Raw genomic sequence first — 21,897 nt, forward strand, 5'->3', positions numbered from 1 at the left:
TGGTTACAACTGCATGGGCCTGCTCAGGCCCCGATGTAAGCTTTGCGTACGGCTTCATTGCCCAGCATGGTTTCCCGATCACCTTCCATGACCAGTTTTCCGCCTTCGATGACATAGGCACGGTGCGCTATCTTGAGTGCCGCAAAGGCGTTCTGCTCCGCCAGCAGCACACTAGTGCCCTGCCGATTGATCTTGGTAATCGCCTCGAACATCTGCTTGACCACCAGAGGCGCCAATCCCAGAGAGGGCTCATCCAGCATCAACAGACGAGGCCGGCTCATCATGGCCCGACCGATCGCCACCATCTGCTGCTGCCCGCCACTGAGCGAGCCGGCCGGGTGATCTTTCTTCTCCTCAAGAATCGGAAACAGCTCGAGCACTTCTTCCAAATTGCGCTGATTGCCGGCCTTGTCGCGACGATGCAGATAGGCACCCAGCATCAGGTTTTTCTTGACCGACATCTGTGGAAACAACTTGCGTCCTTCGGGACACTGCACCACGCCGGATGCCACCAGTGCCGAAGGCCTGAGCCCACTAAGCTTGCGATCTTCCAGCGTGATCTCGCCGGATGTCGGCTTGAGCAGCCCACTGATGGTATTGAACAGTGTGGTTTTCCCCGCCCCGTTGGCACCTAGCAATACCACCAGCTCTCCCGAATCCACATGCATCGAGACTTGGCTCAAGGCCTTGAAACTGCCGTAGCAAACATCGACACGCTCAAGCTGCAGCATCGTGCTCTCCCCCCAGGTAAGCTTCGATAACGGCGGGATTCGTCCTGATCTCTTCCGGGGTGCCCTCGGCGATCTTCTCGCCATGGTCGAGCACCATGATCTTGTCGGCCATGCCCATGATCATGTCCATCTTGTGCTCGATCAGGCAGACAGTGATGCCGTGCGCCACCATCTTGTGAATCAGTGTGGCCAGTCCCTCCGTCTCCTCGGGGTTGACCCCGGCGGCGGGCTCGTCGAGCAGGATCAGCTTGGGTTGAGTGGCCAGGGCCAGCGCAAACGCCACCCGCTTGCGCTCCTCTTGGGAGATATCCAGCACCACGCGATTCTCCAGGTGCGCCAAGCCCACGAACTCCAGCGCTTCACGGGCCTTCTCGCGACATTGACGCTCCTCGTGCTGCAATCGTCGGGAGTTGATCAGCACATCCCACAAGCCGGAGCGTGTGCGTAGGCGATGCCCGACGATCAGGTTGTCCAACACCGTGGCCTGATCGAAGAGATGCGTGGTCTGGAAGGTCCGCCCGACGCCCAGGCGGGCCACCAGGTCGCAGCGCATCCGCGTGACATCCTGCCCATCGATGATGATGCGTCCCGACGTTGGCTTGTGTACCGCGGAGATCAGGTTGAAGAAGGTGCTTTTACCCGCGCCGTTGGGCCCGATGATGGCATTGATCTTGCCGGTCTCGAATTCGACGCTGACATCGTTCACCGCGGCCAGGCCTCCGAACATCTTGGTCAGGCGCTCGATCTTAAGCATTGTGGTTCACCCCGTTCTTGTGGGCAGGCGTGACCTTGGAGGCCGGCCTGGGGTCCTTCTTGCGTGCTGTCTCGGTGTCCTTGCGTAGCTTCCAACCCAGGAAGGTCCCCACTATTCCGCGGGGCATGAAGATCACCAGCACCACCAGCAGCGGCCCGAAGATGATCATTCGGTAATCCTCGAGGAACTGCAGCGACTGGGTGATCCAGATGATGCCCACGGTGCCCAACAACGGTCCGAAGAGGGTGCCGAGACCGCCCACCAGCAGGTAAGTAATCATGTCGAAGGTATGGTTGATGTTCGCTTCCTCAGGTCCGATGAAGCGGATCATCGCGGCGTACAGGGCTCCGGCGATGCCGGCATAGGTCGTGGACAGAACAAACGCCAGTACCTTGTTGCGCATCAGGTTGATGCCCAAGGACTGCGCCAGTTCGTCACCGTTGCGGATCGCCAGGAAGGTCCGCCCCAGCAGCGACGATGTCAGGCGCCCCATGAACCAGATAGAGAAGACCAGGAAGGCCAGCACCAGATAATAGAACGGCGTGGTTTGGGTGAAATCCACCACTCCGAACCCGTAGGGCGCGGCAATGTCGCGAATGCCGATGGCGCCGTGGGTCAACTCCTCCCACTTGTCCATCAGCAAGTAGATGATGAAGCCCACGCATAGCGTGAAAATGGCGAAATAATGCTCTTTCAGGCGCAGGGACACGATGCCGACCAGGAAGCCCAAGAATGCCGACATCACTCCGGCGGCCAGAAAAGCCGGCCAGAAATTCCAGCCATGGTCGCTGGTCAGAATCGCTAGCGTGTAGGCGCCGATGGCGAAGAAACCGCCGTGCGCCAAGTTCAACTGACCGCAGTAACCGGTAATGATGTTGAGGCCGTAGACGGCAATGGCCCAGATGAAAGCGCTGGCCATGACATAGATCTGATATTCGTTTTTAGCCAACAGCGGAAACACCAGCGCCAATGCCAACAGAAACAGCTTGGCGCCACGCCCGGTCAGCAGGGATGCGATGCGATGCATTAGTGCGCCCCCTTGGTGAAAAGCCCCGTAGGACGGATGGATAGGATCACCACCAGCAGCGCGAAGGCAATGATGTCCTTGTAGTCGGTAGAGATGTAAAAACCCCCGAAGCTTTCAGCGAAACCGATGATCATTCCGCCCACGATCGCGCCGGGAATGCTACCCATACCGCCGAGAATGATGATGACGAAGGCCTTCATGATCACCAGGTGCCCCATCGCCGGGTAGACCAGATTGATCGGCGCATACAGGGTCGCGGCAAAGGCGGCGAGCATGCCCGAGATGGCAAAGGTCAGCATGGCGACCCGGTTGGCATCGATACCCACCAGAAAGGCGCCTTCGCGGCTCTGCGCCATGGCGATGATCGTCGAGCCGACCATGGTTTTTTTCAGGAACAGGTGCAGCAGAATCATTAGCGTGAAGGCCCCGGCCACGATCAGCAGGCGCTGCTCGGGAATGATCAGACCGTTGACGTTCATGATGCCGGTGAAGGGTGACGTCATGCGGCGGAAATCCGAGCCCCAGAACAGCTGAACCACGGCCTCCAGGAACAACAGGATGCCGATCGCCGCGATCTTGTCATGGATGGGTGGGGCATGACGCAGCGGATGGAAAACCAGTCGCTCCGACAGTACCGCCAGTATGGCGACCACACCCCCCGACATCAGCATGGCAATCCAGTAATGCACGCCGATTTCGGTCATGAAGAAATACGAAGCGAACGCGCCAACCATGTAGAAAGCGCCGTGCGCGAAGTTGGGAACGTGCAATATGCCGTACACCAGAGTCAGGCCCAGGGCCACCAACCCATAGATGCTTCCTAATGTTATGCCATTAAGAATTTGTTGAAAGAACAAGTTCAAAGCGACGCCCTCCCGGAGAAGTTTGTTTTTATCTTGGATAGTGGTCCCGGCCAATTAATATTGACCAGCGTTTTAATTGGTAAGTGCGGTAACTTTATTGCCAGACCAATGTGTAATTCACCCAATAACTTATTAATCATTGTTAATTTAGCCTTAGAGTGAGTTATTACACCTGAACGTGTAATCAATCTGGCATGGCGCCAATTGGACTGTCAATTAACAAAACGTAGTTTCATACAGCAAAATATAGAATGGCAAGACGCAAGATTATGAAGTGCAATACCGATCCACGGCATGAACTTATCCATGGATCGGCGCCCCATTCGGTGTGGAATTACTCGGCCTTCTCGGTCTTGGCCTGCCACTCCTCGTCCTGTAATGCTCGCCACTTCAACTTGCCGGTTGGTGACCGCGGAAGAGTGTCGCGAAATTCAACGTACGTGGGCACCTTGTAGGCGGCCATTTCCTCGCGGCACCAGACGATGATGTCCTGCTCGCTAACCTCGCCGATCTCGGTGTCACGCAGCACGATGCATGCCTTGACCGTCTCACCGCGGCGCGGGTCCGGTGTCGAAATGATGCAACACTCCTGAATCGCCGGATGGCGATACATCAGATTTTCCACTTCCGACGGCCAGACCTTGAAGCCCGAGGCGTTTATCATCCGCTTCAGGCGGTCGACCATGAAGAAGTACCCTTCTTCGTCGTAGTAGCCCAGGTCGCCGGTGCGGAAGAAACGCTTGCCGTCGAGCTCGATGAAGGCGCGTTTAGTCTCCTCGGCCCGGTTCCAGTAGCCCTGAAAGACCTGCGGCCCGTGACTGACGATCTCCCCGACCTGCCCGGCCTCTTGCTCCTGCTGGGTATCCATGTCGATGATCCGACAATCGACGTTGAAGATAGGAATACCCAGGCACTGTGCCTTGGGATGGTCGACCGGGTTGATATGCGTTGCCGCCATGGTTTCCGACAGGCCATAGCCTTCGACGTAGGGTAGCCCGGTGAGGTGGCGCAGCTTCGCCTCCACCGCCTTGGGCATCGCCGCCCCGCCGCCGCTGATCCCCTTGAGGCTGGAGAGATCGTATTTTTCCACCTCGGGATTGGCGAGAAAATCCATGGCCATGGTCGAGATGTTGACCCAGCTTGTCACGGCATAGCGATGGATGAGTTCGGCCGCTACCTGGCGATCCCAGCGAGTCATGATCACCGCCGTCGCTCCGCTGTAGATCGGCCCGTTCATCGCCCCCTGCATGCCGGTGACATGGAAGTACGGCAGCGTCGCCAGGACCACCGCCTCGCTGGTACCCTGATTCCACACCGTCTGGAAAAGTGTGGTGGCCATGGCGGAGCGATGGGTATGCATGCAGCCCTTGGGCGCCCCGGTAGTCCCCGAACTGTACGGGAACACGCAGAGGTCGTCGGGCCCGACGGTATGCTCGCCGGGGACATGACCGGCATCCAGCGCTTCACGCCAGGTGATGCCACCGGAGAACTCGGGCGGCCTGGCCGGTGCCTGCACTTCCGCCGGCAGGGTCAGCTCGGTGGGCTCGCGAACATAGTCGGAATAGGCGGCGACGATCACCCGCTCAAGCTTCCCCTTGCCCGCGAGCGGGGCGATGAAGCCCGCCAGTTCCTGCCCGCATAGACATACTGCGGCACCGGTGTCGTTCAGGTAGTGCTCGAGCTCGGCGGTATGGTTCATGGGGTTGACCGGTACCACCACCGCATCGGCGCGCAGGATTGCATAGTAGGCAATGGTGAACTGCGGGGCGTTCTGCATGTACAACAGCACACGATCGCCCTTCTTCACACCCTCGCTTTGCAGGTAGCCGGCCAGCGCCTCGACCTCGCGAAAAAGCTCCGTGTAGGTGATCACCGTGTCGTAGTAGATGATCGCGGCCTTGCCGGGATAGCGCCGGGTGGAAATCTCCAGGTTGGTGAACAGGCTGGTTTCGGGCACCGTCAGGTGTTTGGGCAGATGCTCAGGCCACACTTCGTAATGACGGGTAAACATGGGATCGATCTCCTGTTGTTGTGAATTGTGCAGGCCCCGCAACAGCCGCTTGTTTCCATGTCGGTGCGAGGAGAGCTCACCGACACGCCATCCTGTTTTTCTAGCGATTGCTCGATTTCGAATCTGTCATGTATTGTTGATGAGCGTCAATAAGGATGGAATGTAATTTCATTAGACAAAATGATAATGTTCTGGAGATCACGACGATGCTTGCCCTAGACGAGAAGGCGCCCGATTTCTCTCCCCATGTCGCAGACGAGCCTTTCGAACCGCTGGCCGAACGCATCCAGACATATGCCGTCTCTCAACCCGACAAGATCGCGCTATACGATCGCGACCAGCGAGTTACCTGGAAGACGTTGATCGGCACGGTCAATGCCATCGCCCACCGTCTACGGGAGCAAGGGCTGCAACCGGGCGACAAGGTGGCGGGCCTGTCGGAGAACAGCGCTTCCTACGTCGCACTGTACCTGGGGGTGCTGGCGGCGGGCGGTTGTATGGTGCCGCTCTCGGGTATGGCAAGCGATGATGCGCTGGAACTGATGATCAACGACAGCGATGCTCGGTTCCTGTTCGTATCGGCGCGCAATCGCCAGCTGACGGAAGGCTTCCGCCACCGTCTGGCGACCATCCCCCCAGGCCACCAGGTCGGTCTGGATTTTCAGGATACGCACTGGCCAGGGCTCAATGACTGGCTGGCAGAGGCGCCTTGCGACCGGTGCGTGGTCGAGGTCACGCCGGACCATCCCTTCAATATCATCTACAGCTCCGGCACCACGGGCACGCCCAAGGGTATCCTGCACGATTACCGCTTTCGTTCACGCCAGATTCGGCGCCTGACCACCTACGGACTGGATAACGACGCCGTCAATCTGATTTCCACGCCGCTGTACTCCAACACCACCCTGGTATCGGCCCTGCCGACGCTGTTCAATGGCGGCACGCTGGTGCTGATGGCCAAGTTCGATGCCCGCGGCTTCCTGGAACTGGCCCAGGAACACCGGGTCACTCACGCCATGCTGGTCCCGGTGCAGTACCAGCGTATCCTCGCGGTCGAGGATTTCGATGACTTCGACCTTTCAAGCTTCCGGCTCAAGCTTTCCACCAGTGCCCCGCTGCGCAGCCCGGTGATTGCCGAGGCCATGCGCCGTTGGCCCGGGAACATTCTCGAGGTCTACGGCCTGACCGAAGGCGGCATTTCCACCAGCCTCGATTGCGCTGCCCACCCGAACAAGTGGGATTCGGTAGGCAAGCCGACCGAAGGATCGCAGGTGCGCATCATCGACGAGGAGGGACGGGAACTTCCCCAGGGGGAGATCGGTGAGATCGTCGGTCGTGCCGGTGCCATGATGCGGGGCTACTACAAGCGGGATCAGCAGACCCGCGAAATGCTATGGATCAGCCCCGAGGGCGAGGCTTTCCTGCGAAGCGGCGACATGGGGCGCCTGGACGAGGATGGCTTTCTGTACATTCTCGATCGGCGCAAGGACATGATCATCTCCGGCGGGTTCAACATCTATCCGGAAGACCTGGAAAAGGCGCTACTCGCGCATCCGGACGTGGCCGACGTGGCAGTGATCGGCATCCCCAGTGAGCATTGGGGCGAGACACCGCTGGGCCTGGTCGTACGCCAGGCCGGCCGCGACGTGAGCCGCGACGAACTGCTCGAATGGGCCAACGGTCAACTGGGCAAGACGCAGCGCCTGAGCGGGATCGAATTCCGGGATGAACTGCCGCGCAGCACGATCGGCAAGATTCTCAAGCGGGAGTTACGGGCGCCCTACTGGACCCGGCACGCCTAGAAACAGGCTGGGCCCAGCAGGGCCAACCCCACCGGCACGGGATGCAGCGCGCCCCGTGCCGGCAGGATCACATCCTTCCGCTATTTGTTGTTGCCGCGCTCGAGAAAGCGTCTGAGTGCCGCCTGGCAATCGTCCGACTTGAGCCGCTCGCCAAAGTGTTCGCGCTCGACCTCCAGGGTCTCCTTGACCTGAGCGGCCCAGGCACGGCGCAGCAGTGCCTTGCTCAAGCGCACCGATTCCCGCGGCTTGGCCGCCAGGCGTTGCGCCATTTCCCGTGTCGTCGTTTCCAGAGCGTCATCGTCCACGACCCAGTTGACCAGGTCGTGACGCAGCGCCGTTTCGGCATCCAGCGCCTCCCCCAGCAGCAGCAACTCATTGGCCTTGCGATACCCCAGCATCAGCGGCATCAGAAAGGAAGAGGCCGCCTCCGGACAAAGTCCCAGATCGACGAATGGCGTGCGAAAGACCGCGGAGCGACCGGCGATGACGAAATCGCAGTGCATCAGCAGCGTGGTGCCGATACCGATGGCCAGCCCCTTGACCGAAGCGATCACCGGCGTCTCGCAATTCATGAGGTGCTCGATGAAGTCCAGCCCGGCACTGGGACGCGGAGTGGGATCCTGGGCGCGATCCCGGAAGTCGCCAATGTCGTTGCCCGCCGTAAAGCAGTCCCCCACGCCGGACAGCACGATGGCGCCGACCGACTCATCCCGATCCGCAGCCTGCACGCTCTCCGACAGCTCATGGTATATCGCCTCGGTCAGGGCGTTCTTCTTGTCCGGGCGATTGATCTGGAGATGGCAGACGCCCTGCTCCATGGTGCGCAGCACCGCTGACGATTCGGTCATGACGATAGTCTCCTTTCGACCTGCTTGATTGTTGTTGCAGAATAGAGTTCCACAAACAATATCCATGAGCGATTATTGTTTCGCAACAACTCTAACAACTCCATAAGGAGCGTGTAATGAAGGCTTTAGTCTGCCGTGAATACGGCCCCCCCGACACCCTGACACTCGAAGACCTGCCCTCTCCCGAAGTCGTCGACAAGCAGGTCCGCATCCAGGTGCACGCCTGCGGCGTCAATTTTCCCGACACGTTGATCATCGAAGGCAAGTATCAGATCAAGCCCGAGATGCCCTTCTCTCCCGGTGCCGAGGTGGCCGGCATAGTGGACTCGGTCGGCGCGGCCGTGACCCGTTTCAAGCCGGGCGACCGAGTCATCGCCATGGCCGGCTGGGGCGGCTATGCCGAACAGATGGTCACCGACGAGGACCGCGTCACTCCGCTGCCGGATTCCATGGACTTCGTCACCGGTGCCGGATTCAGCATGGCCTACGGCACCTCGATGCACGCCCTCAAACAGCGTGCCCAGCTCAAGCCGGGCGAGACTCTGCTGGTGCTCGGCGCCGGAGGTGGCGTCGGCCTGGCCGCGGTCGAGATCGGCCGGATCATGGGTGCGCGGGTCATTGCCGCCGCCGGGTCCCAGGAAAAGCTCGACATCGCCCGGGCCAGCGGGGCGGCCGAAACCCTCAACTATCGCGAGGAATCGATCAAGGATCGCGTCAAGGAGCTGACCGGTGGACGTGGCGCCGATGTCATCTACGATGCCGTCGGTGGCGACGCCTTCGACGAAAGCCTGCGCTGCATCAACTGGAACGGTCGCCTGCTGGTGGTCGGCTTCGCCAGCGGCCGGATTCCCCAGGCGCCGGCCAATCTGCCGCTGCTCAAGGGCTGTGCCATCGTCGGGGTGTTCTGGGGGCGCTTTCGCACCGAAGAGCCCGAGGAAGATCGCCAGAATTTCCAGACGCTGTTCGAGTGGCACGCCGAGGGCCAGCTCAAACCGCACATCAGTCATACGCTGCCGCTCGCCCAAGGCGCCGAGGCCATGCGAATCCTGACCAGCCGCGAAGCCATCGGCAAGGTAGTCTTGCAAATGGCCTGACAGGCGGCAGACACTGCATCATCGCACTGTCTGGCCTCTCCCGCCTGCCATTCCCGCCTACCGGAGCGGGAATGGCAGGTTCGGTCGTTCAGGCATTTTCACTCTCAGTACATACGAGAAACCTAATGAAAGTCATTTTCGTTGCCGGAGATCCCAAGCCCGAGCGCTGGACGAATCCGATTCAGGACGCGCTGCCCGAAGCCGAAATTCACGTCTGGGACCCCGACGCCCCGGCCTGTGACGCCGATTACGCCATCGTCTGGCAGCCGCCGACCGCGCTATTCGAAAAGGAGAAGAAGCTCAAGGCGATCTTCAACCTCGGTGCCGGTATCGACGCCCTCCTGCAGGTCCCCAACCTGCCCCGCGATATTCCCGTCGTGCGCCTGGAGGACGCCGGAATGTCGGTGCAGATGGCGGAATACGTGGCCTACCATGTGATCGGCATCAGCCGTGACATGGCCGTCTATCAGCAGCAGCAAGCCGAAGGTGTCTGGAAGATCCGCCGCCCGATCAAACGCAGCGAATGGCCCATCGGCGTGCTCGGCCTGGGCCATATCGGCAAGCGTGTCGCCCGCACCCTGGCATCGCTCGACTATCCGGTACACGGCTGGGCACGCTCCGCGCATGACATCGAAGGCGTCCAAAGCTTTGCCGGTGCGGATGAGCTCGACGCCTTCCTCGGCGAAACCCGGATTCTGATCAACACCCTGCCGCTGACCGAGGAGACCCGCGACATCATCGACTACGAGCTGCTCTCCAAGCTCAAGGCAGAGGCCACGGTGATCAACGTCGGGCGCGGCGAGCATCTGGTCGATGACGATCTGCGTCGCAGTATCGAAGAAGGTCATATCAGTCAGGCGGTACTCGACGTCTTCCGCGAGGAACCCCTGCCCGCCTCGCATCCCTTCTGGCACATGCCGCAGGTCACCATCACGCCGCACGTCTCTGCGCGTACCCTGCGCGAGGCGACCATCGAGCAAATCACCGGCAAGATCCAGGCGCTCGAGGCCGGTCGGGATATCAGCGGTGTCATCGACATCCAGCGCGGCTATTGAGCCACGACAGCCCTGAGCGGTCACTACAGCCCTGAGCGGCCACAACTGCCCCCGCCACAAGCCCGCCGCCCTGGCGGGCTCTGTCGTATTCGGCCTCCTTACCCGGGGCGAATTCTTCCGTTGCAATCACCATGCCATGAGAGCCAGAAGCACCAGCATCAGCGGCAGGGAGACGAGAGCAAAAAGGCCGTTCCAGCCAAACGCCACGGTATATTTGGAAATGCGGCCAAAGCGCGCCAAGGTCATGGCCGACGGCCCGAAGGGAGACAGCATCATCGCCAGCGAGAAGCCGATCACCAGCCCCGTACCGATGGTCAGTGCCGAGATGCCGCTCTCCTCGACGCGCGCCAGCACCCCGGCCAGAAAGCTCAACACGGCGATCGGCGCAATGCCCAGCGCTGCCGCTGCCGGCAGCGCCAGCATGCCGGCTACCGCCAGCGCCAGTTCATGCCGGGCCGACAGCAACGCAGGATCGACCAGATCGGGGGGTACCAGCGATGCCAGCACCGTACCCAGCGCCGCGGAGCTGGCAAAGATGCACATCTCGTTGCGCAGCAGAACGGTGGTGGCGGTCATTTCCCGCCAGGCATGGCGCGGACGGCGCTCACTGAGGAGCAAGTAGGTCACGGTAATGCAGGGCACCATGAGCATTGCCGCACGCGACACGTTCAGCTCCGTCAACGTCACGATAAGTCCCATGGCCGCCAGCAGCACGACAACGAGACTTCCCAAGGTCAAGGTACCCTCCGGCATGCCCTCGAGATTCACTCGCTGGCTGCTGATCACGGTGAAGCGACGCCGCTCCAGTCCCCACCCGACCAGCAGGAACATGCCGGCAGCCAGCGCAGTATAAGGCAGCAGGCTTCCCCACGAGAGGGTCGGCACTTCGCGCGTCACGATAGCCATGGCCACGCTGGTCGGAGCGATGAGAGGCACCAGCGCGAAGCCGCGCAGCGTCACGCCCAGCAGGCAGCGCAGCCACTCCAGACGCAGCGGATGACGAATGCCGCGCTGATCGAGCGTTTCCGCCAGCCCTCCACAGAGTACACTCATCATGCCGAAATTGAGGACCGATCCCATTGCGCAGCTGGCCAGCGCATATTTTGGGTACAGCCACAAAGAAGTGCCGCCCAGCAGGACATCATGGATGCGTCTCAGCACCTCGAAGCGTCGTACCAGGCACTGCATCTGTCCCAGACTGCCCAGGAAACAGGCATAAAAGGCCGCGGCCTCGGCCGCTCCCGCCAGCCGCTCGAGTGTCATCCGCCCGCTGAAGGCGACCATGGCCAGGCTCAACGCAGCTACTGTCGCCAACAGTTGCGCATAACGATCGAGCTGGCGGAAAGACCCAGCGAAATAGGTGACGAAACATCCACAGGCCAGATAGCTGAACCCTTCGATACCGCCAGCGATGGCCATCAGCTCAAGCAGCACGCCGCTGGACAACCAGGCGCTACGCGTCACGTCGAACGGGTAAGAAAGTGAGGAATTGGCTCGTGTTACGCACGATATGCCTTGGCTGAATGAGAAATCGAAGCGCCATGCAAAAGCGGCCCCCGACGGGAGGCCGCTTTCGTATCACGCACCCTTTGCAGCACCGCCACGCCGGTCAGCCCGGCGCTGTCACACGGCGTAGACGTGCCCGTTGCTTTCCAGCAGACGCAACAACGCCGGCCAGGTCAGCTTGGCCGCCTTGCCCAGATCGCCCGACTGCTGGCGAGTGGTCTCGATCGCCGCCTCCGAAGGCAAGTAAGTCGGGCCGCAGGCTTGAGCGCGGACCTGAATCTCGCAAGCCTTCATCAGGAAATACAGATAGGTGAAGGCTTCCGCCACGCTATTGCCCACCGTGAGCGTGCCGTGATTGCGCAGGATCATCATTCGCTTGTCACCCAGATCGCGGATCAAGCGCTCGCGCTCGTCCAGGTTCAATGCCACGCCCTCGTAGTCGTGGTAACCGAGGTGATCGAGGCACAGCATCGCCGTCTGACTCAACGGCAGCAGACCGTCACGATGCGCCGATACGGCGGTCCCGTCCGCGGCATGCAGATGCATGACCGCGCCGGCATCCTCACGCCCCATATGCACGGCACTATGGATGGTGAAGCCCGCCGGGTTGACCCGGTGCAGGCTACCGCTCTGAACGATCTGGCCGTCACGGTCCACCTTCACCAGCGACGAGGCGGTGATCTCCTGAAACAGCAACCCGTAGGGGTTGATCAGGAAGTGATGCTCGGGTCCCGGCACCCGCGCCGAGAGATGGGTGAAGACCAGATCATCCCAGCCGAAGTGGGCGACCAGACGATAGGCGGCGGCGAGGTCCTTGCGGACCTGCCATTCCGCGTCCTGATTGGGGGTTTGTTGTGCCGGCTGCATTGTTGTTGTCTCCCGTGTGAGCTAGTAGGTGCCGTCATGAAGGCGCCCGCCCCATGACGGATCAGTTGGCTGATTAACCGCTTTGCTTTTGTTTCTCCTCGTCCTGCAGTACCCGCCACATCAGCTTGCCGGTGGAAGAGCGCGGCAGAGTCTCGCGGAACTCGACGTAAGCCGGCACCTTGTAGGCGGCCATCTCCTCGCGGCACCAATCGATGATGTCCTGCTCGCTGACCTGCCCCACCTGACCGTCACGCAACACGATACAAGCCTTGACCGTCTCGCCGCGACGCGGATCGGGCGTCGAGATGATGCAGCACTCCTGAATCGCCGGGTGGCGGTACATCAGGCTCTCCACTTCCGATGGCCAGACCTTGAAGCCCGAGGCGTTGATCATCCGCTTGACGCGGTCGACCATGAAGAAATAGCCCTCCTCGTCGTAATAGCCCAGGTCGCCGGTACGGAAGAAGCGCTTGCCGTCGAGTTCGATGAAGGCGCGTTCGGTCTCCTCGGGGCGATTCCAGTAGCCCTGGAAGACCTGCGGCCCGTGACTGACGATTTCACCCACCTGGTCGGGCCCCAGCTCCTCCTGCGAGCCCACGTCGATGATCCGGCAGTCGACGTCGAAGACCGGGATGCCCAGACACTGGGCCTTGGGCCGCTCCACCGGATTGATATGGGTGGCGGCGATGGTTTCCGAGAGCCCGTAGCCTTCGATGTAGTGCAGCCCGGTGAGCCGGCGCAGTTTCTCCTCGATGGCCTTGGGCATCGCCGCCCCACCGCCACCGATACTGCTGAGACTGGACAGATCGTACTGCTCGACATCCGGATCGGAGAGGAAATCCATGGCCATGGTGGCGATGTTGACCCAGGCGGTAACCCGGTAGCGCTCGATGAGCCTGGCCGCCACCTGGCGGTCCCAGCGCGTCATGATCACCGCCGTCGCCCCGTTGTAGATCGGGCCGCTCATCGCGCCCTGCATGCCAGTGACATGGAAGTACGGCAGCGTCGCCAGGATCACGGTCTCGCTGGTGTTCTGGTTCCACACCCCACGATGCAGGGCCGTCGCCATCGCCGAGCGATGCGTGTGCATGCAGCCCTTGGGTGCACCGGTAGTGCCGGAACTGTACGGGAAGACGCAGTAGTCGTCGGGACCGGCGGTATGCTCGCCGGGAACGTGGCCGGCGTTCATTGCCTCGCGCCAGGCGATCCCACCCTCGAAATCAGGCGCCTCGAGCGGTGCCTGGACTTCCGCCGGCAGTTTCAGGTCGGTGGGCTCACGCACATACTCGGCGTAGGCCGTGACGATGACCTGCTTGAGCCGCTCCACCCCGACCAGTGGCGCGATCTGCACTGCCGTCTCCTGACCGCAGATACAGATGGCGGCGCCGGTATCGCTCAGGTAATGCTCGAGTTCGGCAGTATGGTTCATCGGGTTGACCGGCACCACCACGGCATCGGCACGCAGGATCGCATAGTAGGCGATGGTGAACTGCGGGGCATTCTGCATGAAAAGCAGCACCCGGTCGCCCTTGCCCACGCCCTGGCTTTGCAAGTAGCCGGCCAGCGCCTCGACCTCGCGGAAAAGCTCCGTGTAGGTGATCACCGTATCGTAGTAGATGATCGCCGCCTTGTCGGGATAGCGCCGGGCGGAAATCTCCAGATTGGTGAACAGGCTGGTTTCGGGCACCGTCAAATGCTTGGGCAGATGCTCAGGCCAGACAGCGTAATGACGGGTAAACATGTATAACATTCTCCTTTAACCGGACGTTGGCGTCAGTTCGGCGACAGCCTGCTCTTCGCCCAGTTCGAGCCAGCCGCGAGACTCCCGCAGCGGCGTGATGGCAATCCTGTTGTCGCGCAGCGCACTGATGTCGGCCTCGGGCGCCACGATGTGCTTGGAGGAGCGCTCGAACCCCAGCCACCAGTAAGGCAACCCACGGGCATCCTCACCCGCCAGCAGGCGCGGCCGCTGGATCGAGCCCCGCGACTGATGGACCATACGCAAATGCGTGATGTCGCTGGCATTGCAGGCCGGAAAATTGACGTTCCAGCAACACCCGGCCTCGGTACGCTGCTGCCAGAGCCTGCGGATCATGGGATCGGCAAAGGTTTCGGCGGGGGACCAGTCGACTCTGTCGCGCTCATAAAAGGCCTGACTCAACGCAATGGCGGGCAGGCCCAGCAACTCCGCGGAGAACACGGCGCCGACGGTGCCCGAATACGGCACCGAATCGCCGACGTTGGTGCCGCAGTTGACGCCGGAGAGCACCACATCGGGCGGCGAATCCTGCAGCCATTCTGCCATGGCGAACATCACGCAATCCGCCGGTGTGCCCGACACGGCATAGCGTCGCGTGTCGTGCTTGAAGACCCGCAGCGGCGAATGCAGCGAAATGCTCTGCCCGGTACCGCTCTGATCATGTTCCGGCGCCACGACCCAGACCTCTTCCGCCAGCCCGGCGGCGATGCGCTCGAGGATCGCCAGCCCCGGAGCGGCGATCCCGTCGTCATTGGTCAACAGCACTCGGCGAAATAACCGCTCACTCATGACAGGGCTCCCTGCTCGCCGCGCTGGGCGATCTGCCAGCCGGTTTCGGCCAGTACACCGGCGCGCTGTCCCACCTCGAGGGCATTGGCATTGCTCGCGTTACCCTGCAGGGCACGGGCATAGACGCCCTGCAGGATCGCCGCCAGGCGAAACAGCGAGAACGCCAAGAAGACGTGCCAGTCACCGATCTCCTGACGGCCGGTACGCTGGCAGTAACGCTCGAGCACTTCCGCCTCGGTGGGAATGCCCTGCGCCTGCAGGTCGATGCCGATCAGACCGCGCATGCCCTCCATGTCGGCGGGCAGGTGATAGGGCAGGCAGCAATAGGCCAGATCCGCCAGCGGATGGCCCAGGGTAGACAGCTCCCAGTCGAGGATAGCTGCGACCCGAGGCTCGTCGGGGGCGAAGATCAGGTTGCCCAGGCGGTAATCGCCGTGAGCAATGGCGGTTTCATCGCGAGCCGGGACATGTTCCGGCAGCCATTTCATCAATTGCTCCATGGCCGGCATGTCGCCGGTACGCGAAGCCTGGTACTGCCCGCTCCAGCGTTTGACCTGGCGCGCGACATAGCCCTGCGGCTTGCCGTAGTCCGCCAGCCCCACCGCCTCGATGTCGACCTGATGCAGGTCGGCCAGGGTGTCGATGGCCGCCATGTGAATGGCTCGGCGTCCGGACTTCTCCACCTCCTGCAGCGCCGGATGGGTCAGCACCCGACCGGCGATGTAGTCCATGACATAGAACGGCGTACCGATGATGCTGTCGTCCTCGCACAGCACATGGGTCTGCGGCACCGGTAGCGAAGTATTCTCCGCCAGGGCGCGGATCACCCGGTATTCCCGCTCCACCATGTGTGCCGAGGGCAGCACCTTGCCCGGCGGCTTCTTGCGCAGGACATAACGACGCCCGGCCGTTTCCAGCAGATAGGTAGGATTGGACTGCCCGCCCTGGAACTGCCGCACGCTCAGGTGGTCGTCCATTGCCGGCAGGTAATCGCGCAGATAACGCGCCAGTGCCGCTTCATCGATACGGTGCGCCGGCAGCACGTCAATCAGTTGTGGTTCGCTCATGAAGAACCTCAGCAGGCCGTTTCACCGCCGTCCGCCACGATCACCTGTCCGGTGATGTAGGCACTGGCGGGCGTCGAAAGGAACACGGCCAATCCGGCGATATCCACCGGATCCCCGATGCGGCGCAGCGGTGTCTTGTCTTCTGCCTGCTTGACGCGCTTGGGATCCTCCCACAGGGCCTTGGCGAAATCGGTGCGGATCAGTCCCGGGGCAATGGCATTGACGCGGATGCCCTTGGGGCCCCACTCCACCGCCAGGTTGCGTGCCAGTGCCGCTTCCGCCGCCTTGGAGACGCCGTAGGTCCCGATCACGGTGTTGCCACGCAGTGCGGCGATACTGGAGAGCATGACCACGCTGCCCTCACCGCGTTCGGCCATCTGCGGCAGCACCATGTTGGCGAGCCAGAAGGTGCCCTTGACGTTGGTGTCCATGATCTTGTCCCAGGCCTCGTCGGTCATCTCGCTGGTCAGGCCGTACACGGGGTTGGTGGCGGCGTTACACACCAGTACGTCGATACGCCCCCAGGTCTTCAAGGTGGTATCGACAAGGTTCTGCAAGTCTTCCTTGCGCCCCACGTGACAGGGCACGGCGATGGCTTCGTGGCCCGCTTCCTTGAGTTCATTGGCCACGGACTCGCAGGCGTCCGCCTTGCGGCTAGAGATCACTACCTTGGCGCCGCACTTGGCCATCTCCTCGGCGATCGAACGGCCGATCCCCTTAGTGGAGCCGGTGATCAGCGCCACCTTGCCGGTCAGGTCGAACAATGGATTGGTCATGAGTCGCTTCCTTTCAGCAGGTTCTTGTTCTGAAAACCCGTGCATGACGACCACGTCATGAACGGGCCCAGAGGTTCAGTCGTGCGGATCAGCGCTGCGGGGCGTAAGAACGCATCTCGAGCTTGGCGATGGAGTCCAGGTGCACCTCGTCCGGGCCGTCGGCCAGGCGCAGGGTGCGCACTTGCGCCCAGGCCGCGGCCAGGAAGCTGTCCTGACAGACGCCCATCGCGCCGTGAGCCTGGATAGCCCGGTCGAGGATCTGCAACGCCATGCTCGGCGCCGCGACCTTGATCATGGCAATTTCCTGGCGCGCCACCTTGTTGCCCACGGTATCCATCATGTGTGCCGCCTTGAGCGTCAGCAGGCGGGTCTGCTCGATCTCGATACGCGAGCGGGCGATGTCTTTGCGGATGGAGTCGAACTTGGCCAGCGGCTTGCCGAACGCCTCGCGCTCGTGGACGCGCTCGCACATCGCCTGCAGGGCACGCTCGGCCACGCCAATGGTGCGCATGCAGTGGTGAATGCGCCCCGGCCCCAGGCGCCCCTGGGCGATCTCGAAGCCGCGCCCTTCGCCCAGCAGCATGTTGCTGGCCGGGACGCGCACATTGTCGTAATGAATCTCGGCATGGCCGTGCGGGGCATGGTCGTAACCGAACACGGTCAGCGGGCGCACGATCTTCACCCCAGGTGTATCGAGCGGCACCAGGATCATCGACTGCTGCTTGTGTCGCTCGGCATCGGGATCGCTCTTGCCCATGACGATGGCGATCTTGCAGGTCGTGGTCATGGCACCGGAGGACCACCACTTGCGGCCGTTGACGACGTACTCGTCACCTTCGCGGCGGATCTCGCAGGCAATGTTGGTGGCGTCCGACGAGGCGACGTCGGGTTCGGTCATGGAGAAACAGGAGCGGATCTCACCGTCGAGCAGCGGACGCAGCCACCGTTCCTGCTGCTCCGGCGTACCGTAGCGGGCCAGGACTTCCATGTTGCCGGTGTCCGGCGCCGAGCAGTTGAAGACCTCCGAGGCGACGTGCGAGCGGCCCATGACTTCGCAGAGATGAGCGTATTCGAAGTTGCTCAGGCCGGCGCCGAATTCGCTCTCGGGAAGGAATAGGTTCCACAAACCCTGTTCCTTCGCCTTGGCCTTCAGTTCCTCAAGGATGGGCGGCGGCGCCCAGCGGTTCTCCGCCTTGGCCGTCTGTTCGTGGAAGACGTGCTCGTTGGGATAGACGTGCTGATCCATAAAGGTCATCAGTCGATCACGGATCTGCTGCGCTTTTTCCGAAAGCTCAAACATGGCTATTTTCCTTGTTGTCCTGTACCGCCGAAACCAGCGGTACACCTTCTGGATGCTCACTGCCGGAACGCAGGCGGAAGGTGCCTTCACCGATGGCGAGCAACCGGCCGTCCTGGTCACGTATCTCTCCGGAGCTGTTGAAAACCCGGCTGCCCCCTGCCCGCTTGAAGCCGACGGCACGAATCACGCCGCCCGAGCACTGACCGGTAAAGGTCGTGGTCAGCGACAGGGTGATGGCCTTGCGGATACGGCCCGGATAGGGGCAATAGACGCCCGCCTGCGCCAGGACGACATCCAATAGCGAGGTGAGCACACCGCCATGGATGACACCCCCCAGATTGAGGTGATGGGGAGCAACCGCCAGCTCGATGACGGCCTCCTCTTCGTTCCAGGAGACCTGCCGGTATCCCAGCACGTTATGAAAGCCCGGCAGGTCATTGCCGCCACCGATGGGCAGGCTGCCGTTCTCTCGCTGATGTAACTGTTCCGGGTATTCCGTCATGACAGCGCTCCTGAGCAGGCCGTTACGTGGTGTTAGACTTTCATGCCGGGCAGGTTGAGTGAGGCGGTGTTGCCACCGTCCACCGGCAGCACCTGGCCAGTGATGAAGCTGGCGTCATCACTGGCCAGAAAGGCAATGGCCGCGGCGACCTCTTCGGGGCGTCCGTAGCGGCGCAGCTCGCAGCGCGAGCCCAGCTTGTGCTCCTTGCCCTTGGCGCGGGCGGCGTCGAAGACGCGCTGGGTCATGCCGGTTTCGACCAGCCCGGGACATACCGCGTTGACGCGAACGTTGAACTCGCCCAGATCGCAGGCGCTGGTCATGGTGAGGTTGATGACGCCGGCCTTGGAGGCGCTGTAGGCGTTGCCGCCAGCACCGGAGCGGATACCGGCCACCGAGGCGGTATTGACGATGGCCCCCTGCGCCCGGGCCTGCATTGCGGCGCCGACATGCTTGGTGAACAGCATGGGACCGATCAGATTGACGCCGAGAATTCGCTCCCAGTCGGTGCGATCCTGCTCGGTGATCGGTGGGTAACCGCTACCGGTGACGCCGGCGTTGTTGCACAGCACATCGATATGACCAAAGCGTTCCAGCATTGCTGCCACGACAGACTGCACCGCGGTTTCGTCGGAGACATCCATCTCGCTGATCAGTGTTTGGGTATCGCTGGGAAGCTGCGCCTGCGTCGCGGCCAGCCCTTCGGCGGACCAGTCGACCAGCACCAACCGCGCCCCTTCACTGGCCAGACGCTGCGCCGTGGCGCGTCCAATACCGCTGCCGGCACCTGTGACTATGGCCACTCGACCTTCAAAGCGCATGGAGAGGCTCCTTCATCAGTGCAGGTTTCCCTGCATTCGCTAGCTATCGAATCTGTCATGTATGGTCGTGGAGCGTCAACATATATGGAATCAAATTCCATTAGACAAAACGCTAATGGTCAACTCCCACGCAAAGATGCCTGCTCTGAAATAGCGCCCGTCATTGAGGCGTCAGGCGCGTCTCCATGTCAGCTCGACTTGGAGACATCAGCGCATTTGCGCGCTGAACAGATACGAAATACGACGGAACGTGCATACTCCACCGCATCATTTGCCGAAGGCCGTTTCCCGCCTCTTCGAAGCCTATTGCGAGACGGCATTCACTCCTTTGATGATCGCTCGGCCATATGCATGAAGCATCGCAGGCTGTCGGGATTGACCATGGCATCCGGATTTGCCGCCTGATCCAACGGCATGCCCAGCAACAGCTTTTTGACCGGCAGTTCCATTTTCTTGCCGGTCAGGGTGCGTGGAATTTCGGCGACGGCGATCACCTCATTGGGAACATGCCGCGCCGACAGGTTATCGCGGATCGCCGCCTTGAGGCGTGAGGCTAGTGCATCGTCGAGAACCGTTTCCGGCGCCAGTACCACGAACAGCGGCATGCAGGACGCCCGTCCCAGGTACTCCAGATCCACCACCAGGCTGTCGAGCACCTCGGGGAACTCCTCCACCACGCGATAGATCTCGGCGGTGCCCATGCGGATGCCGTGGCGATTGATGGTGGTGTCGGAACGGCCGTAGATGATGCCGCCACCGCGCGGAGTGATGCGGATCCAGTCGCCGTGACGCCACCGGCCCGGGTACGTCTCGAAGTAGCTTTCCCGGTAGCGTCTGTCGCCCTCGTCGTTCCAGAAATACAGCGGCATCGACGGCATCGGAGCGGTGACCACCAGCTCACCCACGGCGTCCACTAGCGCATTGCCGGCATCATCCAGCGCCTGGGTCGCCACCCCGAGCGGCCGACACTGCATCTCGCCGGCGATCACCGGCTTGATCGGGCAGGCGCCGACGAAGTTGGCGGCCACGTCGGTACCCCCGCTGATGGCGGCGATCAGCACGTCGCCCAGTTGCGCCTGCAGCCAGTGGTAACTCTCCTCGGCAAGCGGCGACCCGGTGGAGCCGACGCTGCGCAGATGACGAAGATCCGCCAGCCTGCCGGGCTCGACGCCGGCCTTCTTGCAGTTGCCGAAATAGGCCGCCCCGGCACCGAAGAAGGTCATCCCGGTCTCCCCGGCGAAGCGCCACAGCATGCCGAGGTCGGGGTAGCCGGGGTTACCGTCGTAGAGGCAGATACATGAGCCCACCAGCAGGCCGCTGATCTGGGCGTTCCACATGATCCAACCGGTGGTGGTGAACCACATGAAGCGATCCCTGGGTCCGAGATCGAGATGCAGCGCATGCCCCTTGAGCCCTTCGAGCAGAGCGCCGCCGTGGCCATGCACGATGGGCTTGGGCATGCCGGTGGTCCCCGAGGAGTACACCACCCATAGCGGGTGATCGAAGGGCACCTGCTCGAACTGCGGTGATGCCTGGCGCTCGATCAGCGCTTCCCATGCGAGGCTTTCCGGCAGCGACGCCCCCGGGTCCAGGTAGGGCAGCAGCACGACCTTCTCCAGCGTGGGCAGCGCCTGCTGCAGCTCCGCCACCACCTCGAGACGATCGTAGTCCTTGCCGCCATAGCGATAGCCGTCGGCGGCGATCAGCACCTTGGGGTCGATCTGGCGGAAGCGATCCAGCACGCTGCGACGGCCCATGTCCGGCGAACAGCTCGACCAGATGGCACCGAGGCTGGCGCAGGCAAAGAAGGCGACCACCGTCTCGGGCACGTTGGGCAGATAGGCCACCACCCTGTCTCCCGGCCCGACACCCCATTCGCGCAGCCCCTGCGCCGCCGCAGCGACCTGCTCATGCAGCTCGCGCCAGGACAGTGTCTGCAACGGTCGCAGCTCGGAGCGGGAAAGGATGGCGGGACGCTCGCCATCCTCCTGGTGGAAACGGAACAGCTGCTCGGCCAGGTTCAGACGGGCGCCTTCGAACCAGCGGGCGCCGGGCATGATGCGCTGGTCGAGCACATATTCATAAGGTGCGGAATGGCGGATGTCGAAATATTGCCAGAGGCTTTCCCAGAAGGTTTCCAGATGCTCCACCGACCATGTCCACAATGCTTCGTAGTCCTCGAAGTGCAGGCCGTGGTGGCGTTCGAGCCACTGCATGTAGTCGTGCAGGCGGCTTTCGGCAATACGCTCCGGGCTGGGTGTCCAGAGCACGTCGGGCTGAGTGATCACTGCGGGCCTCCCTAACGTTATTGTTGTCTGTCTGGGTGGC

19 protein-coding genes are annotated in these 21,897 nt (G+C 62.0%); 3 read left to right on the top strand and 16 right to left on the bottom strand.

Annotated features, from left to right (window positions below; translation table 11 throughout):
• Positions 1–23: 23 nt before the first annotated feature.
• From ACW4DH_RS00270 to ACW4DH_RS00290, 5 genes are all read right to left on the bottom strand, one after another.
• Positions 24–731: an ABC transporter ATP-binding protein gene (locus ACW4DH_RS00270; protein ID WP_459634346.1), complete on the bottom strand. Its 708-nt coding sequence runs from the start codon at positions 729–731 to the stop codon at positions 24–26.
• Positions 718–1,485: an ABC transporter ATP-binding protein gene (locus tag ACW4DH_RS00275; RefSeq protein WP_459634347.1), complete on the bottom strand. Its 768-nt coding sequence runs from the start codon at positions 1,483–1,485 to the stop codon at positions 718–720. The genes ACW4DH_RS00270 and ACW4DH_RS00275 overlap by 14 nt, the downstream gene beginning before the upstream one ends.
• Positions 1,478–2,512 carry a branched-chain amino acid ABC transporter permease gene (locus ACW4DH_RS00280; RefSeq protein ID WP_459634348.1) on the bottom strand — a complete coding sequence of 345 codons (1,035 nt, stop codon included), beginning with the start codon at positions 2,510–2,512 and terminating at the stop codon, positions 1,478–1,480. Before ACW4DH_RS00280 ends, ACW4DH_RS00275 begins: the two co-directional genes overlap by 8 nt.
• Complete coding sequence (locus tag ACW4DH_RS00285; RefSeq protein WP_459634349.1) at positions 2,512–3,429, bottom strand: branched-chain amino acid ABC transporter permease; 918 nt, start codon at positions 3,427–3,429, stop codon at positions 2,512–2,514. The genes ACW4DH_RS00280 and ACW4DH_RS00285 overlap by 1 nt, the downstream gene beginning before the upstream one ends.
• Before the next feature lie 280 nt (positions 3,430–3,709).
• Entirely contained in the window at positions 3,710–5,386 is a 1,677-nt protein-coding gene (locus ACW4DH_RS00290; protein ID WP_459634350.1) for a long-chain fatty acid--CoA ligase, read from the bottom strand.
• A gap of 206 nt (positions 5,387–5,592) precedes the next feature.
• Between ACW4DH_RS00290 and ACW4DH_RS00295 the strand changes: the two genes are divergently transcribed.
• Positions 5,593–7,188 (top strand): class I adenylate-forming enzyme family protein, encoded by a 1,596-nt coding sequence (locus ACW4DH_RS00295; RefSeq protein WP_459634351.1) that lies wholly within the window; start codon positions 5,593–5,595, stop codon positions 7,186–7,188.
• An 80-nt stretch (positions 7,189–7,268) separates the two neighbouring features.
• Here the strand turns inward: ACW4DH_RS00295 and ACW4DH_RS00300 are convergent, their stop codons facing one another.
• Positions 7,269–8,036, bottom strand: coding sequence for an enoyl-CoA hydratase/isomerase family protein (locus ACW4DH_RS00300; protein ID WP_459634352.1), 768 nt, complete (start codon positions 8,034–8,036; stop codon positions 7,269–7,271).
• Positions 8,037–8,152: 116 nt separating this feature from the next.
• Here ACW4DH_RS00300 and ACW4DH_RS00305 point away from each other — a divergent pair, with 116 nt between their 5' ends.
• Both ACW4DH_RS00305 and ACW4DH_RS00310 read left to right on the top strand, forming a co-directional pair.
• Entirely contained in the window at positions 8,153–9,130 is a 978-nt protein-coding gene (locus ACW4DH_RS00305) for an NADPH:quinone oxidoreductase family protein (protein WP_459634353.1), read from the top strand.
• A gap of 125 nt (positions 9,131–9,255) precedes the next feature.
• Complete coding sequence (locus ACW4DH_RS00310) at positions 9,256–10,185, top strand: 2-hydroxyacid dehydrogenase (RefSeq protein WP_459634354.1); 930 nt, start codon at positions 9,256–9,258, stop codon at positions 10,183–10,185.
• 126 nt (positions 10,186–10,311) lie between these two features.
• Here ACW4DH_RS00310 and ACW4DH_RS00315 read toward each other — a convergent pair whose 3' ends face one another.
• From ACW4DH_RS00315 to ACW4DH_RS00360, 10 genes are all read right to left on the bottom strand, one after another.
• Entirely contained in the window at positions 10,312–11,649 is a 1,338-nt protein-coding gene (locus tag ACW4DH_RS00315; RefSeq protein WP_459634355.1) for a hypothetical protein, read from the bottom strand.
• 159 nt (positions 11,650–11,808) lie between these two features.
• Positions 11,809–12,558, bottom strand: a complete 750-nt coding sequence (locus ACW4DH_RS00320) for a class II aldolase/adducin family protein (protein WP_459634356.1) — start codon at positions 12,556–12,558, stop codon at positions 11,809–11,811.
• A gap of 73 nt (positions 12,559–12,631) precedes the next feature.
• The gene (locus ACW4DH_RS00325; RefSeq protein ID WP_459634357.1) at positions 12,632–14,299 is read right to left on the bottom strand and encodes a long-chain fatty acid--CoA ligase; all 1,668 of its coding nucleotides are present in this window, start codon (positions 14,297–14,299) and stop codon (positions 12,632–12,634) included.
• Positions 14,300–14,314: 15 nt separating this feature from the next.
• On the bottom strand, positions 14,315–15,106 hold the full coding sequence (gene surE / locus ACW4DH_RS00330) for a 5'/3'-nucleotidase SurE (RefSeq protein ID WP_459634358.1): 792 nt from the start codon (positions 15,104–15,106) through the stop codon (positions 14,315–14,317).
• Complete coding sequence (locus tag ACW4DH_RS00335; protein WP_459634359.1) at positions 15,103–16,173, bottom strand: phosphotransferase; 1,071 nt, start codon at positions 16,171–16,173, stop codon at positions 15,103–15,105. Before ACW4DH_RS00335 ends, surE begins: the two co-directional genes overlap by 4 nt.
• 8 nt (positions 16,174–16,181) lie before the next feature.
• Positions 16,182–16,949, bottom strand: coding sequence for an SDR family NAD(P)-dependent oxidoreductase (locus tag ACW4DH_RS00340; protein ID WP_459634360.1), 768 nt, complete (start codon positions 16,947–16,949; stop codon positions 16,182–16,184).
• 88 nt (positions 16,950–17,037) lie between these two features.
• Complete coding sequence (locus ACW4DH_RS00345; RefSeq protein ID WP_459634361.1) at positions 17,038–18,249, bottom strand: acyl-CoA dehydrogenase family protein; 1,212 nt, start codon at positions 18,247–18,249, stop codon at positions 17,038–17,040.
• The gene (locus tag ACW4DH_RS00350; protein WP_459634362.1) at positions 18,242–18,751 is read right to left on the bottom strand and encodes a PaaI family thioesterase; all 510 of its coding nucleotides are present in this window, start codon (positions 18,749–18,751) and stop codon (positions 18,242–18,244) included. Before ACW4DH_RS00350 ends, ACW4DH_RS00345 begins: the two co-directional genes overlap by 8 nt.
• Before the next feature lie 32 nt (positions 18,752–18,783).
• Positions 18,784–19,569 (bottom strand): SDR family NAD(P)-dependent oxidoreductase, encoded by a 786-nt coding sequence (locus ACW4DH_RS00355; RefSeq protein WP_459634363.1) that lies wholly within the window; start codon positions 19,567–19,569, stop codon positions 18,784–18,786.
• A 320-nt stretch (positions 19,570–19,889) separates the two neighbouring features.
• Positions 19,890–21,857, bottom strand: coding sequence for an acetoacetate--CoA ligase (locus tag ACW4DH_RS00360; RefSeq protein ID WP_459634364.1), 1,968 nt, complete (start codon positions 21,855–21,857; stop codon positions 19,890–19,892).
• Between the last annotated feature and the right edge of the window lie 40 nt (positions 21,858–21,897).

It is taken from the genome of Halomonas sp. WWR20, from assembly GCF_054602495.1.

Bases quoted from the DNA above. Each gene is read 5' to 3' on its own strand.
- ACW4DH_RS00270 (WP_459634346.1), bottom strand. From the start codon at position 731: ATGCTGCAGCTTGAGCGTGTCGATGTTTGCTACGGCAGTTTCAAGGCC.
- ACW4DH_RS00275 (WP_459634347.1), bottom strand. From the start codon at position 1,485: ATGCTTAAGATCGAGCGCCTGACCAAGATGTTCGGAGGCCTGGCCGCG.
- ACW4DH_RS00280 (WP_459634348.1), bottom strand. From the start codon at position 2,512: ATGCATCGCATCGCATCCCTGCTGACCGGGCGTGGCGCCAAGCTGTTT.
- ACW4DH_RS00290 (WP_459634350.1), bottom strand. From the start codon at position 5,386: ATGTTTACCCGTCATTACGAAGTGTGGCCTGAGCATCTGCCCAAACAC.
- ACW4DH_RS00295 (WP_459634351.1), top strand. From the start codon at position 5,593: ATGCTTGCCCTAGACGAGAAGGCGCCCGATTTCTCTCCCCATGTCGCA.
- ACW4DH_RS00300 (WP_459634352.1), bottom strand. From the start codon at position 8,036: ATGACCGAATCGTCAGCGGTGCTGCGCACCATGGAGCAGGGCGTCTGC.
- ACW4DH_RS00305 (WP_459634353.1), top strand. From the start codon at position 8,153: ATGAAGGCTTTAGTCTGCCGTGAATACGGCCCCCCCGACACCCTGACA.
- ACW4DH_RS00310 (WP_459634354.1), top strand. From the start codon at position 9,256: ATGAAAGTCATTTTCGTTGCCGGAGATCCCAAGCCCGAGCGCTGGACG.
- ACW4DH_RS00320 (WP_459634356.1), bottom strand. From the start codon at position 12,558: ATGCAGCCGGCACAACAAACCCCCAATCAGGACGCGGAATGGCAGGTC.
- ACW4DH_RS00325 (WP_459634357.1), bottom strand. From the start codon at position 14,299: ATGTTTACCCGTCATTACGCTGTCTGGCCTGAGCATCTGCCCAAGCAT.
- surE (WP_459634358.1), bottom strand. From the start codon at position 15,106: ATGAGTGAGCGGTTATTTCGCCGAGTGCTGTTGACCAATGACGACGGG.
- ACW4DH_RS00335 (WP_459634359.1), bottom strand. From the start codon at position 16,173: ATGAGCGAACCACAACTGATTGACGTGCTGCCGGCGCACCGTATCGAT.
- ACW4DH_RS00340 (WP_459634360.1), bottom strand. From the start codon at position 16,949: ATGACCAATCCATTGTTCGACCTGACCGGCAAGGTGGCGCTGATCACC.
- ACW4DH_RS00345 (WP_459634361.1), bottom strand. From the start codon at position 18,249: ATGTTTGAGCTTTCGGAAAAAGCGCAGCAGATCCGTGATCGACTGATG.
- ACW4DH_RS00350 (WP_459634362.1), bottom strand. From the start codon at position 18,751: ATGACGGAATACCCGGAACAGTTACATCAGCGAGAGAACGGCAGCCTG.
- ACW4DH_RS00355 (WP_459634363.1), bottom strand. From the start codon at position 19,569: ATGCGCTTTGAAGGTCGAGTGGCCATAGTCACAGGTGCCGGCAGCGGT.